Here is a 15,167-nt window from a genome sequence, read left to right as displayed (position 1 = left end):
CTTCACTGGGGCGGTGAGGGCACTCATCGTGATCACTCGCTCACGTCCGGACAAGCGACAACTCGGGCGTCGTTCAGCGGTGTGAACGGCAGACACGAGGTGAACGGGAAGGGACCGGTAGCTGCTCGGCCCGGTTGTGAACGTTTACACTGACGCCGACCCGGCCTCGGCAAGGGAGCGGACGATGACGGAAGCGCGGACCCACGTCCCCGACGTCGGCCCCGAGGCGTCGTTCGCCGATGCACTCCGGGCGGCGATCGCGAATCGCGGGCTGGCGCTGAACCGCATCCAGGCCAGACTCGCCGACCGCGAACTGCACGTCGGCGTCGCCACCCTCAGCACCTGGCAGAACGGCAGCAGGCATCCGCGGCCAGGTTCGCTGGCGGTCGTCACGGCACTCGAGGAACTGCTGGACCTGCCGGCCGGCTGGCTCGCGGTCCGGATCCCGCCGACTGTCGATGCTCCCACCCGCCCGTACGCCGTGGTCGCGAACGGGTCGACCCTCATCCGCCTGCTGGACGAAGTACGCCGGGATGCCCACGGCCGGCTGCGCAGCGTCACGGTGGTCGAGGAGATCGGTATCGGCGTGGACCGCAGCATGACGTCGAAGCGGGTGATCCAGGCGCTGGTCGCGGTCAAGGATGTGGATCGCCTGATCGTCGTCCACCAGGGCGAGGCGGGCTGCGATGTGACCCACATCGTGCCGCGCGGGCTCGCCGGTTGCCGGACCGGCCGGGTGGCTCGCGATCCCGAGGACGGCGCCGTACTCGGTGAACTGCTCCTCGATCGCACGTTGCTGGTCGGGGACACAGCCGTCGTCCACTACGAGATCGCCGATCTCACCGGGATCCCGTCGACTCAGTACTTCCGGTTCCACGAGTGGGCCGGCACCCATCACGTCCTCGAGGTCCAGTTCCACCGGGAGGCGATGCCGGTGCGGGTGAGCGAGTTTCGCCGCCACAACTCCGGCGGGCCTGACGTCCTGCGGCGCGAACTGATGATGACGCCGGACGGCCGCGTGCACGTCGTCGTACCGGCCGCCGACCGTGGCGTCATCGGCATCGACTGGGAGTGGGACTAGCGGCTACGGGACCACCCGGCCGCAGACCTTGAGGAGCAGGTCCTGTGCTCGGCCCGTGATGACTTTGCCGCCGGTGCCGTAGGACCAGTCGAGGTCGGTGGCGCGGAGTTGGGTGCCGGTGAGGTCGACCCCGAAGTACTTGAGGTGCTTGTCGGACAGGCCGCCCAGAACGATACCCAGTCGTTCGGGCGGAACAGTGCGGTCGATGCCCAAGGCAACGGTGATGTCCAGGCCGTGGATCACGTCGTGCGACAAGGCTCCTTCGAAGCCGCCGCCCGGAGGCTTCCACGGGTGATGAACGTTGGCTGCAAGGCATTCGGTGAGTTCGGTGGGCGAGAGTTCGGCCGTGTCGCGGCGGGCGAGGCGGTCGGCCATCGGGTTGAAGCGGCCGCGTGATCTGAAGAGCTCCAGCAGGATGCGGGGTGTCGAGTAGCGGTAGGGCATCGTCACGTGCGCGACCACCTCGCGAACGCGCCAGCCTTCGCAGAGGGTCGGTGCGTCCCACTGGGTGGCGGGTAGCTCCTTGAGCAAGGTCGCCAGGTCGTGGCGTTCGGCGGCGATCAGCTGTCTGATCTCGGTCATGGTTTGCATCCCTTCATACGTCGGTCAACTCACCGACGAATGGTTTGGCGCTGGACGGACAGGTCAGGGAGCGGTTTCTTCGATTCTTCTTTGGAGGAAGGCGCGTTCGGCGTCGGTGGTCGCGTGGGTGAGGGCTTCGCGATAGGCGGTGGCAGCCTCGTCGAGGCGGCCGGCGCGGCGCAGCAGGTCGGCGCGGGTAGCCGACAGCAGGTGGTACTCCGACAGGGTGCCCGCGGCAATCAATTCCTCGACGAGCAGGAGTCCCGCCTCGGGGCCTTCGGCCAGGCCGATTGCGACTGCCTGGTTGAGCCTGACGACGGGTGACGGCAGATAGCGCGCCAGTTGGCCGTACAGGCCGGCGATCTGCGGCCAGTCGGTGTCTGTGGTGTTCTGCGCGGTCGCGTGACAGGCAGCGATGGCGGCCTGGATCTGGTACGGCCCGGGCTCGCGTCGCCGGAGAGCGTTCTCTAGTACTTCGATGCCGTCGGCAATCTTCGCCGTGTCCCAGCGGCTCCGATCCTGCTCCTCCAGAGGGATCAGCCGGCCATCGTCGTGTTGCCTGCTGACGCTTCGGGCGTCATGCAGCAGCATCAGCGCGAGCAGCCCGGACACCTCGGGCTCGTCCGGCATCAGGTGCGCGAGCACTCGGCCCAGGCGGATCGCCTCGGCGCTGAGGTTTCGGCGTACGAGGTCTGCGCCGGCCGTTGCGGTGTAGCCCTCGTTGAAGAGCAGGTAGAGCACGGCGAGCACCGCGGGAGTTCGCTCCGGCAGGAGTTGCGCGGGTGGTACGCGGTACGGGATAGCCGCGTTCTTGATCTTCTGCTTGGCCCGGCCGATGCGCTTCTGCATGGTCTGCTCGTTGACGAGGAATGCTCGCGCGATCTCCGCAGTACTGAGTCCGGCGAGGGTGCGGAGGGTGAGCGCGACCCGCGCCTCCAGTGCCAGCGCCGGGTGGCAGCAGGTGAACATCAGCCGCAACCGGTCGTCCGGCACGGTCTCGTCGTCCGGTGAAGCTTCCTGTACTGCGTCGTCCGCCATCGCGGCCACCTCTCGTAGCTTGGCAGCACCTACAGCGTCGCGGCGCAGCCGATCGATGGCGCGGTTGCGGGCCGTTGTCGTCAGCCAGGCGCCCGGCCGGGTCGGGATGCCGTCGCGGGGCCAGCGTTCCAAGGCGATGGCGAACGCATCCTGCGAGCACTCCTCGGCGAGATCCCAGTCGCCGGTCACCCGGATCAGGCTGGCAACGACCTGCCCCCACTCATCCCGAAACGCCAGCCCGACAGCTCGCTCAACCTCCCCGCCATCTCGACCGGCGGCTTCGCTCGACTCGCCGTCTGCTCGGGTCACTGGGTGTTCGGCGGTGGTCCGTCGAGTACTGGGCGGATCTCGATCGTGCCGTAGCCGGCTGCCGGATGCTTGGCCGCGATCTCGATCGCCTCGTCCAGGTCGGCGCACTCGATCATGACGAAGCCGCCGACCACTTCCTTGGTCTCGGCGAACGGGCCATCGCTCAGCAGCAACTCGTCGTGGCGAACGCGCACAGTGGTGGCGTCGGTGGCGGGCGCCAGCCCGGCCCCACCTCGCACCACGCCCCGACGCTCCATCTCCTCGGACCAGCCGCCGCAGCCGTCATTGGCGTGCTCGGCCGCGGACTCGTCGCCGCAGATCATCAGTAGGTACTTCATGAAAGTCCTCCCTATACCCGACCGACGAACGGAACCGGCCTAGACGGACAGACTGTCAGCAGAAATCTAGTCGAGCTGCCGGAGGATCGCCGTGAGCTGCTCCTCGGCCTGCTGTGGCGGGAGAGCGGACACGGTCAGGCTGTCGAGGACCTGCGTGTAGGCGTCGAGGTCGTCGGGCTTGTCGAGATACAGCGCGCTGGTCAGGTGCTCGAGGTAGACGACGTCCGGCAGATCCGCCTGCGGGAAGCGCAGCACGCTGAACGCGCCGGCAGTTGCCGGATGGCCCGCGGCGCCGAGCGGGATGATCTGCACGGTGACATTCGGCCGATGGATCGCCTCGAACAGCGCGGCCAGCTGATCGCGCAGCACGACCGGCCCGCCGATCGGCCGCCGGAGTGCGGACTCCTCGATCACCGCCCACAGTCGCAGTGGAGGATCCCGATCGAGCACGGCCTGCCGCGTCTTGCGCAACGCGACGACCCGGTCGAGCTCCACAGCGGGGCGCTCGGTGCCTGAGGTGAGCGCGGCGACGGCTCGGGTGTACTCCGGGGTTTGCAGCAACCCCGGCACGAATTGCACCTCATAAGTGCGGATGAGGTCAGCAGCGGCCTCCAGCCCGAGATAGGCGTCGAACCAGTCCGGGGTCACGTCGTGGTACCGGTGCCACCAGCCGCGGTTGTTCGCATCGCGGGCGAGCTGCACCAGCCGATCACGCTCCTCGGCGTCAGTGACGGAGTACAGGGTGAGTAGGTCCTCGATGTCACGCACCTTGAAGCCGACCCGGCCGAGCTCCATCCGGCTGATCTTCGACTCCGACGACCGGATCGCCCAGCCCGCCTCCGGCCGGGTCACCCCGGCACGCTCCCGCAACCGCCGCAGGTGCGCACCCAACATGATTCGCAACGCGGTGGGCCCCGCCTCACTCCGCCCAGCCATATCCAAACTCTACCTCAGGATCGAACAACTGTTCCCATATACTCCGAACTGATTTTCGGGGCATGACCTGGGGCGTCGTGGACTGTGTTCGCTGTTGCGGGCCTGATAATTCCGGTGACGTCGGTGGGCATCCCCGCGACAATGGCAGACGTGGAGAAGATCGAGGTCGTCGTTGCCCATAGCGAGCGGGTGACTCTGCGCGTCGGCGAGGTGTTCCTGAAGATCGACTCCGATCAGACGAACATCGATGTCGAGGTCGAGGCGATCGCGCTGGCGCCGGTCCCGACTCCGGAGATCCTGTGGCGGAAGCCGCCTGTGCTCGCGATCGGCGCCGTCCCCGGGACGGCACTCGGCCGGCTGGGGGAGCCGTCGCCCGCGTCGCCGGCGGCGTGGGCCGCGGCGGGTGCCGCGATTCGGAGGTTGCACGACGCGCCGCTGCCGCCATGGCCAGGCAAGAAGAGCCGCGATGAGCTCGCAGCGGACCTCGACACGGAATGCGAGTGGCTGATCACGAGCGGCGTCCTTCCCGCCGACCTGGTCACTCGTAACCGCGAGATCGCCGAGGCTGCGCTCCGGCCATGGACGCCGGTGTTCACGCACGGGGACCTGCAGATCACTCACGTCTTCGTCGAGGATGACCAGGTCACCGGCATCATCGACTGGTCCGAGGCGAGCCAGGGCGATGCGATGTACGACCTGGCCAGCTTGACGCTCGGACACGAGGAGCACCTCGCCGACGTCGCGGCCGGCTACGGCACCGGCGTCGACCTTGACGTGATCCGCGGGTGGTGGTCGCTCCGCAGCCTGCTGAACTCCCGCTGGCTGATTGAGAACGGCTTCGACCCGAACTCGCCAGGCTGCGAGTTCGACGTACTGAGATCCCGAATGTGAGGCTGCACCAGCCCCCTGGTCAGTAGTTGCCTGAGACGCCCAGGTTGGTGAAGTGGGTGAGGAGCGGATCGTCGGGGTTGCCGCCGGCCAGTACTACGAAGTCGCGCGCGGCCGATTGGCCGCCGTACTGGGGGTTGAGCGGACCGGCGAGACTCCTGTGCATCAAGGCGAAGTCGATGTACGGATCGCCCAGACCGAGGCGGCTGACGTCGAGGAGGCCGTTGAAGCGCAGGGTGGCCGGGTCGACGAAGACGTTCGGGGCGGTGTAATCGCCGTGCGTCACGGCTCCGCGTGAGCCTGGGTAGGGGGAGTCGAAGGGGCACTCGGTCAGTGCGTGCAGTTGCCGGATTCCGTCCGCGACCGCAGCCAGTACTGCGGGACGCTCCGAGGCTGACCAGGGCTGGGAGGCGTCTCGGCCGGCCAGTACTGAGGTGAGCATCCATTCCTCCCCTCGGTCGAGAATTCGCGGGCAGGGGATGTCGGTGGTGCCGAGCCAGCCGAGCCGGTCGGCTTCTGCGGTGGTACCGGGTCCTGCCTTGTAGTAGAGGACTTCGGTGCCGCGTTCTAGCCGGACGACGGTCGCGTCGGAGCAGCCGAGGTTGATCGGTTCGGCAGTGGTGGCGCCGAAGCGATCCTTCAGGGGCTGTAGATCCACCTGGCGAAGGGTACGGGCTGGGGCTTGGATGAGCGATTTATTTAAGTTGCTTATACAGTTGTGCGCGTGAAAGAGAAGCAGGATCTGAGTGTCGGTGAGCTGGTCGCGGTGATGGGGGCCTTCACTCGGATGAATATCCGGCTGCCGGCCGTGCAGCGGCTCAGCTTCACCACCCTGTCTGTGCTGCACACGTTGGCGCATTACGGGCCTAAGCGGCTTGGTGAGCTGACTGCGAGCGAGCAGGTGACACAGCCGGCCATCACGCAGATCGTGACCAGGCTGGAGCGCGACGGGCTGGTCGAGCGCCGGCCGGATCCCTCCGACGGGCGGGCGGTGCTCGTGCACATCACCGAGCAGGGCACCGCGATCGTGAGCGGACGACAGGCCGACCGGATGGCGCGATTGACCTCGCTCGCCGACCAGCTGACGGCTGCCGACCGTACCGCCATCGAGGCCGCGCTGCCCGCGCTGACCCGCCTGGTCGAACTCCATCAGACAGTGGGTGACAAATGAACGACTTCCCCTTGGAAGCAACGCCGATCCACGTGCCGGACGGCGTCCTCGACGATCTCCAGCAGCGGCTGGCGCTGACCCGCTGGCCTGACGATGTGGGCAACGAGGACTGGTACTACGGCGTGCGGCGCGAGTACCTGCAGGAGCTGGTCGAGTACTGGCGTACGGAGTACGACTGGCGCAAGGCCGAAGCGGCGATCAACAGGTATGAGCATTACCGCGTCGAGGTGGATGGCGTGCCGGTGCACTTCCTGCGCAAGGCCGGAGTCGGGCCGAACCCGGTGCCGTTGATCCTGACGCACGGCTGGCCATGGACGTTCTGGCACTGGTCGAGGGTGATCGACCCGCTCGCGGATCCGGGAGCATACGGCGGTGATCCGGCCGACGCGTTCGACGTGATCGTGCCGTCGTTGCCCGGTTTCGGATTCTCGACCCCGCTGCCCGACCATCCGGAGATGAACTTCTGGAAGGTGGCCGACCTCTGGCATTCGTTGATGACCGAGACGCTCGGCTACTCGAAGTACGCGGCCGCGGGCTGCGATGTCGGGGCGCTGGTGACCGGCCAGCTCGGGCACAAGTACGCCGATGAGCTGTACGCGATGCACATCGGCTCCGGGTTGAAGCTCGATCTCTTCACCGGTGATCGAGGCTGGGACCTTAGTGGCGGAAACCCCATCCCGGAGGGCCTGCCACCCGCCGTCCACGCGCGCATCGTCGAGCTGGAGAAGCGCTTCGCCGTGCATCTCGCCGTCCACGTCCTCGATCCGAGCACGCTCTCGTACGGTCTGTCCGACTCACCAGCCGGGATGCTCGCCTGGCTCCTGCAGCGCTGGCGCAGTTGGAGCGACAACGGCGGCGACCTGGAGACCGTCTTCAGCAAGGACGACCTGCTCACCCACGCGATGATCTTCTGGGTCAACAACGCGATCGGGACCTCGATCCGCACCTACGCCAACAACAACCGCTACCCGTGGAGCCCTTCGCACGATCGCCACCCGGCCATCGAAGCGCCCACCGGCATCACCTTCGTAGCCCACGAGAACCCACCGGGTATCAGCACCGATCGCCGGGTCCAGCACTTCCTCGACAGCGATCGAGCCGGTTGGTACAACCATGAGAACCTCACGGCTCACCCCGTCGGCGGCCACTTCATCCCGTGGGAGATCCCCGCCGAATGGACCGCCGACCTCCGCAGAACCTTCCGCCCGCACCGCCCTTGAGTCAGACGGTGAATCAGTCGCTGAATCGGGCCTGAATCGGGCGCTGACCCACCCGCTGACCCAGGCGCGACTCGGCCGAGCGGTCAGTCGCGCAGGTACTCGGCCTGCCAGCGGTAGTTGGTCGCGGCGCTGGGGCTGGGCGAGCGGTTGAGCTGGATGAGCTTGAGGTCCGGGCCGGTGAAGGCGTCGATGGCTGCCCGGGTCAGCGGCCAGGGCGGACCTTCGATCGCGTCATCGGGAGTGTCGTCGTCTCGGGCCGAGGCGATGACGACCAGGGTGCCGCCGGGGCGAACGAAATCGCCGACGTGAGCGGTTGCCTCGGGTTGCAGGGCGATCGGCAGGGCCTGGACGGTGAAGATCTCGACGACGAGGTCGAAGGCGCGGTGCCACTCGGCCGGCGGGTTCAGCAGGTCTGCCACCTCGTACGTCGCCTTGGAGTCCGGGTGGTTGCGTTCCGCCGTCTCGACGGCGCTGGGGGAGATGTCGAACGCGGTCGTGTCGTAGCCCTGGTCGGCGATGAGCTCCGCGTCCCAGCCCGTCCCGGCGCCGACGATGAGCGCTCGCAGCCCCGCTCCGCTCGGCTCGGCGGTGTCGACCCAATCGACCAGCAGGGGATTCGCCGTCCCGCGATCCCACGGGATGACGGCGTCGCCTTCCGATGCGGCGGAGTACAGGCGCTCGAACCAGCCGGTCGGGTCGTCCTGCCCGAGTGACTCGCGGGCCAGGCGGCGTGACACGACGGTGGGGTCGACGGGTTCAGCGGCGGAGTCGACGGGTTCACTCGTCATCGTTCAGTCCTTCGCTCGGTTGGTGGATCGCTCGGACGGCCTGGACAGTGTCGACCTGCGAGGGGGTCTTGTCCTCGCGATAGCGCAGCACCCGCGCGAACCGCAACGCCATCCCGCCCGGATACCGCGTCGAGGTCTGCACGCCGTCGAACGCGATCTCCACCACCACCTCCGGCCGCAGGTGCACCGTGTAGTCGTCGCGGCTGACCTCGATCTCCTGGAACTTCTCCGTCTGCCACCGCAACAGCTCGTCGGTCAATCCCTTGAACGTCTTGCCCAGCATCACGAACTCGCCGGTCTCCTCGTCCCGCGCGCCCAGATGCAGGTTCGACAGCCAGCCCGTACGCCGTCCATGCCCCCACTCCGCCGCGAGCACGATCAGATCGAGCGTGTGCGTCTGCTTCACCTTGACCCAGCCGGACCCGCGCCGGCCCGCTTCGTACGGCACTGACAACGACTTCACCATCACACCTTCGTGCCCGCGTTTTACCGCGTCGGTGAAGAACGCCTCACCCGCCTCGGGGTCCTCGGTCACGAACCGAGGGATCCGGCGCTCCTCGGGCACCACCGTGCTCAGCCACTCGTGCCGCTCGGTCGAGTCGAGCCCGAGCAGGTCATGCCCGTCGAGGTGCAGGATGTCGAAGAAGTACGGCGTCAGCGGAACCGTCTCGGGTCCGGTCGCGGCGCGCGTCGCAGTACGGGAACCGGTGACCTGGAAGGCCTCCGGCCGTCCGTCCGGCCGCAAGGCGATCAGCTCACCGTCGAGAACGAGCTTCTGGGCCTTGAGCGAGAGCACCGCGCTGACCACCTCGGGCACCCGGCCGGTGATGTCATCGAGCGTGCGCGTGTAGACGACGACGTGCTCGCCGTCGCGGTGCACCTGGATCCGGATCCCGTCGAGCTTCCACTCGATCGCCGCCGGCGAACCGGTCTTGGCAAGCGCCTCCGCGATGCTCGTCGCCGACTGCGCCAGCATCGGTTGCACCCCACGCCCGACCTCGAGCCCGAACTGGTCGAGCCCGGCCTCGCCCTCGGTCAGCACGGCGACCGCGACCGGCGCAGCCGAACCACGCAACATGGTCGCCGCGCGAATCTTCTCCAGCGGAATCCCGGTCGCCTTGCCGACCGCGTCGGCCATCACGCCATCCAGCGCACCTTGCCGCAGCTCGCCGCTGACCAGCAGCCGCAGGAACTGCTGCTCGGCCGAGGTCGCCCGGCCGAACAACGCCTCCACCGCCTCCCGCCGCTTCGCCTGCGATCCCGCGCCGGCGAACGCGGACAGCTCGGCGAAAGCCTCGTCGACCTCTTCGATGGTCAAGGAGGGCGCCGCGGCCGGCGCAGGCGCGTCGGCGAGCGTCCGCCAGCCAACACCAGTCCGCCGTTGGCGCAGCTCGCCGGACAGGTAGGTCACGACGATCTCGGTCTCCACCGCCTCGGTCGCGGTGGTGAGCAGAGTTGCGATGAGGTCGGCCTTGGCGCGGCGCGACCTGGTCTGACTCAGCGAGGTCGAGGTGGCGACCACATCAGCGAGCAACATAGATCCAGTCTCACCCACGGCACCGACAATTTCCGGTGGCCGCCAGGGAACGCCATCAGCGGCCGCCGCCGTACGTGGGGCTGCTGTTTGTTGTCAGGGTGCGGGTGGCAAGTCGTCGATGAAGTCGGCGGTCGGGGTGTAGAAGAGCGTGCCCGTGACCGCGGTGGAGAAGTCGAGGATGCGGTCGTAGTTGCCCTCGGGCTCGCCGAGGAACATCCGGCGCAGCATCAGCTCGGTGACGCCCGGGTCCTTGGCGTAGCCGATGAAGTAGGTGCCGAACTCCTGGCTGCCGATCGTGCCGAACGGCATGTTGTCGCGCAGGATCTGCTGCTCGTTGCCGTCCTCGTCCTCGATCACGTTGAGCGCGATATGCGAGTTCGTCGGCTTCTTGTCGTCGTGCAGCTCGATGTCCTCGAGTTTGGTCCGGCCGATCACCAGCTCCTGCTGCTCGACGCTCAGCCCGTTCCACGCCTTCATGTCATGCAGGTACTTCTGCACGATCACGTAACTGCCGCCGGCGAAATCCGGGTCCTCGGCGCCGACCAGGACCGCCTCGTCGGCCTCGATGCCGGTCGGGTTCTCGGTACCGTCGACGAAGCCGAGCAGATCGCGCATCTCGAAGTACTTGAAGCCGTGCACCTCGTCGATCACGGTCGCGGCGCCGTCGAGCTCCTTCATGATCTGCTGCGCGAGCTCGAAGCACATGTCCAGCTGGCCGGCGCGGATGTGGAACAGCAGGTCACCCGGCGTCGACACGGCCTTGTGCTTGGCGCCCAGCAGCTCGATGAACGGGTGCAACGCGGCTGGTCGCGGTCCGCTGAACAGGCGGTCCCAGGCTTCCGAGCCGATGCTGGTGACGCACGACAGATTGCCGGCCGGTACCCGGAAGCCCACCGCGCGGGTGAGTCCGGTGACGCGTTCGAGCAGGTCGCGGGCCTGCTCCTCGCCGCCGGGATCGACCCGCACCACGAGGAAGATCGCCGATCCGGTCAGCGGTGTCAGGACGGACTGCGGCAGGGCACGGGTCGACGCCGTCGGTCCAGCGGTCGGATCGGTCACCATCGAGGACTCCTTCGCGAGATTCACAAGCTCACAGACAGGCTGGCCGGGCGAGAGCCAGCATGCAACAACCGCCGTCGTGGCGGCTCAGGTGGGTCGCATCAGGCGGTCCAGGAAGGCAATGAGCAAAGCCTCCCGCAGGCGTGGGGGAGCGAGGTCGAGGAGTGCGTTCACCGCGCCCAGGCCGTCCGGGATGACGCCGCTCAGGTCCAGGCCTGCGAGTTGGAGCAGGCCGTCGAAGGTGGCGTCGTCGAGCAACTCCGGATCGACCGTCCGGACCGCCTCCGCCAGCTCGGGCGCGACCTGCACGGGACCCGCCGCCTGCGCTGCGGTCACCGCCTGTTGGAGGGCTTCGATCAGCTCATCGAGCCGCGGAGCTGTCGCGGGGCTCAGCGAGAGGTGCAGCGACGCAGGCTGGCCGCGGAAGCTGAGCTGCGGCTGGGCGAACCACCCTTGCGAGACAAACTCGTCAGCGATGGTGAAGACGTCTGCCCGTTCGTCGGTCCGCACCGCGATGAGCGTTGTCGCCGGAGGTGCGACCACGGTCAGACCATCGATCGCGCCGGCCGCGTCGGCCAGCCGCAGGGTCGCGTCGTAGGTAGTACGGGCTAGTCGTTGGTAGCCGTCGTCACCGATGTGCTGGACGACGGCCCACGCGGCGGCGAGTGGTGCGCCGGATTTGGTCGACTGCATCGTCGAGTTGAGCATCGTGTACCCAGGCCAGTCGGCGTGGGCGAAGTACTGCGGCCGTCGCAGCCCGGGTGTCCGATGCAGCAGGATCGACGCGCCCTTCGGCGTGTAGGCGTACTTGTGCAGATCGACCGAGATGCTCGTGACTCCCGGTACTGCGAAGTCGAACGGCGCGACCTCGATGCCATCGGCCCGCAGATAGGGGAGGATCCAGCCACCGATGCACGCGTCGACATGGCACCGGATGCCGCGGGCGCTTGCCAGCTCGGCGACCTCAGGGATCGGGTCGACGACCCCGTGCGCGTACGACGGCGCGCTGGCCACCACGAGCACGGTCGATTCGTCGCAGGCCGCTGCCATCGCCTCCGGGTCGGCTCTGTAGATCGTCGGGTCCACGTCGACCACGACTGCGCGGACGCCGAAGTAATGGGCGGCTTTGTGGAAGGCGGCATGCGCTGTGGACGGCAACACCATGGTCGGCTGACTGACCGCGGCCGACGCGTCGCGAGCGGTCTGTACGGCCAGGAGGATCGACTCGGTGCCACCTGAGGTGACCGTGCCGACCGCCTCGCTGCCTTGCAACAGGCGAGCGGCCCAGGCGACCAGGTCGTTCTCCAACGTACGAAGGCTGGGGAACGCAGTCGGATCGAGGCCGTTCGTCGCGCCGTACAGGGCGAGCGCTTGGCGGCCGATCTCGTCCGCCTCGGCCAGACCGGAGTCGTAGACGTAGGCGAGCAGGCGGCCGCCGTGGGTCGGCAGATCGGCTTGCTGTAGCTCGCGGAGCTGAGCCAGCACGTCGTCGGTCATCGGGCCTCCAGAACCTCGTCGGCGGTCAGCCGGTAACGCCGCAGGGCGAAGAAGCTGACAGCGATCAGCAAAGCAGGTACCACCGACATTCCGATCACGATCGCCGTCACGGCCGAACCCGGCTGGATAGCGTCGCGGTTGGTCGACGAGACATACCCGCCGGCGGCCAGCACCAACGCGTACAGACCTGGTCCGAGGGCGAGACCGAGCGTCTCGCCGGCCGTCCAGATGCCGGTGAAAACACCAGCACGCCGGATGCCGCTGCGGGCCGCGTCCACAGCCGCCACGTCGGGCAGCATGGCGAGCGGGAACACCTGTACGCCGGTGAAGCCGATCCCGACGATGGCGGTGGCGAGATAGACGCACCAGGTCGGCACGTGCTGAGCGGGGATCAGAGCGACCGCGCCGAGACCGAGCACGGCCGAGGCGAGGAGGAAGCCCGTCCTCTTGCCGAATTTGTTGCCGATGGCAAGCCAAAGCGGGCTGACCAGGAGCGCCGGGCCGACCACGCAGACGAAGCCGATGGTGGCGGCGCCCGGATTCCGCAGGACGTAGCGGGCGAGGTAGTCGATGCCGGCGAGCATCGAGCCGATCGCGAGCGCTTGCAGCACCAGCGTGATGAGCAGCCAGCGGAAGTCGGCGGAGCGGGCGACGACGCGGAGCTGCTCGCGCAAGGTGCCGGTGGTCTCGCGAGTACTGCCGATTGGGGCGGATCGCGTCCCGTAGTACGCGCCGAAGGTGCCGATGGCGAGCAGCAGCGCGACGGCCAGGCCCATCACGCGGTAACCGTCGCGGCCGCCGATCGCGTCGCGGATGGCGGGCGCGCTGCCGCCGCTGATCAGGATCGCGATCGTCAGCACCGCCACCCGCCAGCTCATCATCCGGGTGCGTTCGGCGTAGTCGTCGGTGATCTCGGCCGGCATCGCGACGTACGGGACTTGGAAGAACGCATACGCCGTCGCGCAACCGACGAACGCGAGCAGCACCCAGGCGGCGTCGAACACCTTCGAATCGAGATCCGGTACTGCGAAAAGCAACGCGAAGCAAGCCGCGAGCGAGAGCCCACCTCTGAGCAGGAACGGCCGCCGCGGCCCTTGTACCGACTGATGCCGGTCGGAGATCCGGCCCGCCACTGGGTTGAGCACCACGTCGAGTGCCTTCGGCAACAAGACGATCGCTCCGGCGACCGCGGCGGCGATGCCGAGCGTGTCGGTCAGATACGGCAACAGCAGCAACCCAGGCACCGTCCCGAACGACCCGGTCGCCACCGAGCCCAGTGAGTACCCCACCCGGACCCGCACCCCCACAACACCCATGCGCGAAGCATGCCAGCCAGTCGGGCAGTTCACCCCTCTCTCTCATAGAGTCTGCCCATGGATCCCCACCAGGACCCGCCCTCCGCGGACCAGCCCCCCACCCCACCTCCCGCGGAGCCGACCCCAGCTACTCCGCCCGACGAAGCCGCCCCCTGGCAGGCACCTGGGCAACCGCCGGTACAGCCAACTGGCTGGCAGCCACCGGTGGGATGGTCAGCACAGCAACCTCCGCCCTACGGCGCACCCCCGCCGTACCAGGGGACACCCGCCCCATACCCGGGCGCTCCGTCTTACCCGGGTGCGCCGCCGTACGGCTACCCGCAATCAGGGCCGCCTGGGCCGTACGGGCAAGGGATGTACCAGCCCTACCCGCAGCAGCCTTATCCGCAACATCAGTTCGGCGTTCAGGAGCCTCGGGTGGTGCCGGCCGCAGCCGGTACGCCGTTCCATCGGCTGGCGCGGACGCCGTTGCACCGGTGGTGGCGGCCGATCGTCGGGAGCATCGTCCTCGCGATCGCCGCGGTCATCGCGACGTTTCTGGTCGTGGGCATCTGGGCGCTCATCTCGCCCAACGACCTCGCGGGGGCCGACGCAGGGGACGCGCTCTTCGAGAACCCGACCGAAGACCTCGCGATCAACCTGGTGATGCTCGGCATCCTCACCCCGCTCGTGCTGCTGACCGTCCGCCTGATCCAACGCCGTCCGGCCTTCAGCGTCGCCTCGGTACTGCAGAAGATCCGCTGGCGCTGGCTGGCGCTCTGCTGCCTGCCGGGCCTCGGCTACCTGATCCTGAACATCGCCCTCGGCAACGCCTTCGAAGCGCTCTTCCCGAACGTCGACACCGGCCCCGACGTCGCCGACGACGGCTCGTTCGTCGGCTGGGGCCGCTTTGTCGTACCGGCGCTGGTGGTCCTGCTGCTCGTCCCGTTCCAGTCGGCCGCCGAGGAGTTCGTCTTCCGCGGCTGGCTGGTCCAGGCAGTCGGTGCCTACGGCCCGGACAACACCGACGGCAAGCCCTTCGTCCGGCTCCTCAAGCGACTCTTCCGCTCGCCGTGGCCCGCGCTGGTGGTGAGCAGCGTGGCGTTCGTCTTCGGGCACGGCTACACCGGCTGGGCGATGGCCGACATCTTCCTGTTCGCGATGACCATCGGCTGGCTGACGATCAGGACGGGCGGGCTGGAGACCGGTATCGCGCTGCACACGGTCAACAACGTGATCGCGTTCATGATCCCGGCCGCCCTCGGCCAGCTCGACACCTGGTCCGACCAGGGCGGTGCACCGTGGCCGGTGTTCGTGCTCGATCTCCCGTGCATCGCCTTGTACGCCGTCGGTGTGCTCTGGCTGGCCAAACGGAACAACATCGCCCGGGTCAGCTGACCGGCGCGGAAAACCGGGCGAGATCTGTCG

General features: G+C 68.0%; 15 protein-coding genes. 5 read left to right on the top strand and 10 right to left on the bottom strand.

Features of this window, described 5'->3' with window-relative positions; translation table 11 throughout:
• Positions 1-184: 184 nt before the first annotated feature.
• Positions 185-1,081, top strand: a complete 897-nt coding sequence (locus G3I17_RS13440) for a helix-turn-helix transcriptional regulator (RefSeq protein ID WP_164596321.1) — start codon at positions 185-187, stop codon at positions 1,079-1,081.
• 3 nt (positions 1,082-1,084) lie between these two features.
• On the opposite strand, the gene G3I17_RS13435 is transcribed toward G3I17_RS13440, so the two are convergent.
• The 4 genes from G3I17_RS13435 to G3I17_RS13420 form a co-directional block, all read right to left on the bottom strand.
• Positions 1,085-1,663: a maleylpyruvate isomerase family mycothiol-dependent enzyme gene (locus G3I17_RS13435; RefSeq protein ID WP_164596320.1), complete on the bottom strand. Its 579-nt coding sequence runs from the start codon at positions 1,661-1,663 to the stop codon at positions 1,085-1,087.
• A gap of 63 nt (positions 1,664-1,726) precedes the next feature.
• Positions 1,727-2,938 (bottom strand): RNA polymerase sigma factor, encoded by a 1,212-nt coding sequence (locus tag G3I17_RS13430; RefSeq protein WP_203590165.1) that lies wholly within the window; start codon positions 2,936-2,938, stop codon positions 1,727-1,729.
• A gap of 68 nt (positions 2,939-3,006) precedes the next feature.
• A complete protein-coding gene (locus G3I17_RS13425) occupies positions 3,007-3,348 on the bottom strand; it encodes a YciI family protein (protein WP_164596318.1) in 342 nt (113 codons plus the stop codon).
• Between the two features lie 66 nt (positions 3,349-3,414).
• Positions 3,415-4,284: a helix-turn-helix transcriptional regulator gene (locus tag G3I17_RS13420; RefSeq protein WP_164596317.1), complete on the bottom strand. Its 870-nt coding sequence runs from the start codon at positions 4,282-4,284 to the stop codon at positions 3,415-3,417.
• 150 nt (positions 4,285-4,434) lie between these two features.
• Between G3I17_RS13420 and G3I17_RS13415 the strand changes: the two genes are divergently transcribed.
• Complete coding sequence (locus tag G3I17_RS13415) at positions 4,435-5,175, top strand: aminoglycoside phosphotransferase family protein (RefSeq protein WP_164596316.1); 741 nt, start codon at positions 4,435-4,437, stop codon at positions 5,173-5,175.
• A 19-nt stretch (positions 5,176-5,194) separates the two neighbouring features.
• On the opposite strand, the gene G3I17_RS13410 is transcribed toward G3I17_RS13415, so the two are convergent.
• Positions 5,195-5,830 (bottom strand): phosphotransferase, encoded by a 636-nt coding sequence (locus tag G3I17_RS13410; RefSeq protein WP_164596315.1) that lies wholly within the window; start codon positions 5,828-5,830, stop codon positions 5,195-5,197.
• 66 nt (positions 5,831-5,896) lie between these two features.
• On the opposite strand from G3I17_RS13410, the gene G3I17_RS13405 reads away from it, so the two are divergent.
• Positions 5,897-6,343, top strand: coding sequence for a MarR family transcriptional regulator (locus G3I17_RS13405; protein ID WP_343238290.1), 447 nt, complete (start codon positions 5,897-5,899; stop codon positions 6,341-6,343).
• On the top strand, positions 6,340-7,563 hold the full coding sequence (locus G3I17_RS13400; protein WP_164596314.1) for an epoxide hydrolase: 1,224 nt from the start codon (positions 6,340-6,342) through the stop codon (positions 7,561-7,563). The genes G3I17_RS13405 and G3I17_RS13400 overlap by 4 nt, the downstream gene beginning before the upstream one ends.
• 83 nt (positions 7,564-7,646) lie before the next feature.
• Here G3I17_RS13400 and G3I17_RS13395 read toward each other — a convergent pair whose 3' ends face one another.
• From G3I17_RS13395 to G3I17_RS13375, 5 genes are all read right to left on the bottom strand, one after another.
• A complete protein-coding gene (locus G3I17_RS13395) occupies positions 7,647-8,351 on the bottom strand; it encodes a class I SAM-dependent methyltransferase (RefSeq protein WP_164596313.1) in 705 nt (234 codons plus the stop codon).
• A complete protein-coding gene (locus G3I17_RS13390) occupies positions 8,341-9,888 on the bottom strand; it encodes an ATP-dependent DNA ligase (protein ID WP_164596312.1) in 1,548 nt (515 codons plus the stop codon). Before G3I17_RS13390 ends, G3I17_RS13395 begins: the two co-directional genes overlap by 11 nt.
• A 93-nt stretch (positions 9,889-9,981) precedes the next feature.
• Positions 9,982-10,950 carry a Dyp-type peroxidase gene (locus G3I17_RS13385; protein ID WP_164596311.1) on the bottom strand — a complete coding sequence of 323 codons (969 nt, stop codon included), beginning with the start codon at positions 10,948-10,950 and terminating at the stop codon, positions 9,982-9,984.
• An 84-nt stretch (positions 10,951-11,034) separates the two neighbouring features.
• Entirely contained in the window at positions 11,035-12,444 is a 1,410-nt protein-coding gene (locus G3I17_RS13380) for an aminotransferase class V-fold PLP-dependent enzyme (RefSeq protein ID WP_164596310.1), read from the bottom strand.
• On the bottom strand, positions 12,441-13,760 hold the full coding sequence (locus G3I17_RS13375) for an MFS transporter (RefSeq protein WP_164596309.1): 1,320 nt from the start codon (positions 13,758-13,760) through the stop codon (positions 12,441-12,443). Before G3I17_RS13375 ends, G3I17_RS13380 begins: the two co-directional genes overlap by 4 nt.
• Positions 13,761-14,177: 417 nt before the next feature.
• Here G3I17_RS13375 and G3I17_RS13370 point away from each other — a divergent pair, with 417 nt between their 5' ends.
• Entirely contained in the window at positions 14,178-15,137 is a 960-nt protein-coding gene (locus tag G3I17_RS13370; RefSeq protein WP_164596308.1) for a CPBP family intramembrane glutamic endopeptidase, read from the top strand.
• Positions 15,138-15,167 lie beyond the last annotated feature (30 nt).

This window comes from Streptomyces sp. SID13031, assembly GCF_010548305.1.
Classification (GTDB): domain Bacteria; phylum Actinomycetota; class Actinomycetes; order Propionibacteriales; family Kribbellaceae; genus Kribbella.
The sequence above is the reverse complement of the archived record's forward strand: the minus strand, read 5'-3'. Positions and strand labels throughout refer to the sequence as shown.

What these genes read in the sequence shown, in the direction of transcription:
- G3I17_RS13440 (WP_164596321.1), top strand. Translation starts at nt 185, where the DNA reads ATGACGGAAGCGCGGACCCACGTCCCCGACGTCGGCCCCGAGGCGTCG.
- G3I17_RS13435 (WP_164596320.1), bottom strand. Translation starts at nt 1,663, where the DNA reads ATGACCGAGATCAGACAGCTGATCGCCGCCGAACGCCACGACCTGGCG.
- G3I17_RS13425 (WP_164596318.1), bottom strand. Translation starts at nt 3,348, where the DNA reads ATGAAGTACCTACTGATGATCTGCGGCGACGAGTCCGCGGCCGAGCAC.
- G3I17_RS13420 (WP_164596317.1), bottom strand. Translation starts at nt 4,284, where the DNA reads ATGGCTGGGCGGAGTGAGGCGGGGCCCACCGCGTTGCGAATCATGTTG.
- G3I17_RS13400 (WP_164596314.1), top strand. Translation starts at nt 6,340, where the DNA reads ATGAACGACTTCCCCTTGGAAGCAACGCCGATCCACGTGCCGGACGGC.
- G3I17_RS13395 (WP_164596313.1), bottom strand. Translation starts at nt 8,351, where the DNA reads ATGACGAGTGAACCCGTCGACTCCGCCGCTGAACCCGTCGACCCCACC.
- G3I17_RS13390 (WP_164596312.1), bottom strand. Translation starts at nt 9,888, where the DNA reads ATGTTGCTCGCTGATGTGGTCGCCACCTCGACCTCGCTGAGTCAGACC.
- G3I17_RS13385 (WP_164596311.1), bottom strand. Translation starts at nt 10,950, where the DNA reads ATGGTGACCGATCCGACCGCTGGACCGACGGCGTCGACCCGTGCCCTG.
- G3I17_RS13380 (WP_164596310.1), bottom strand. Translation starts at nt 12,444, where the DNA reads ATGACCGACGACGTGCTGGCTCAGCTCCGCGAGCTACAGCAAGCCGAT.
- G3I17_RS13375 (WP_164596309.1), bottom strand. Translation starts at nt 13,760, where the DNA reads ATGGGTGTTGTGGGGGTGCGGGTCCGGGTGGGGTACTCACTGGGCTCG.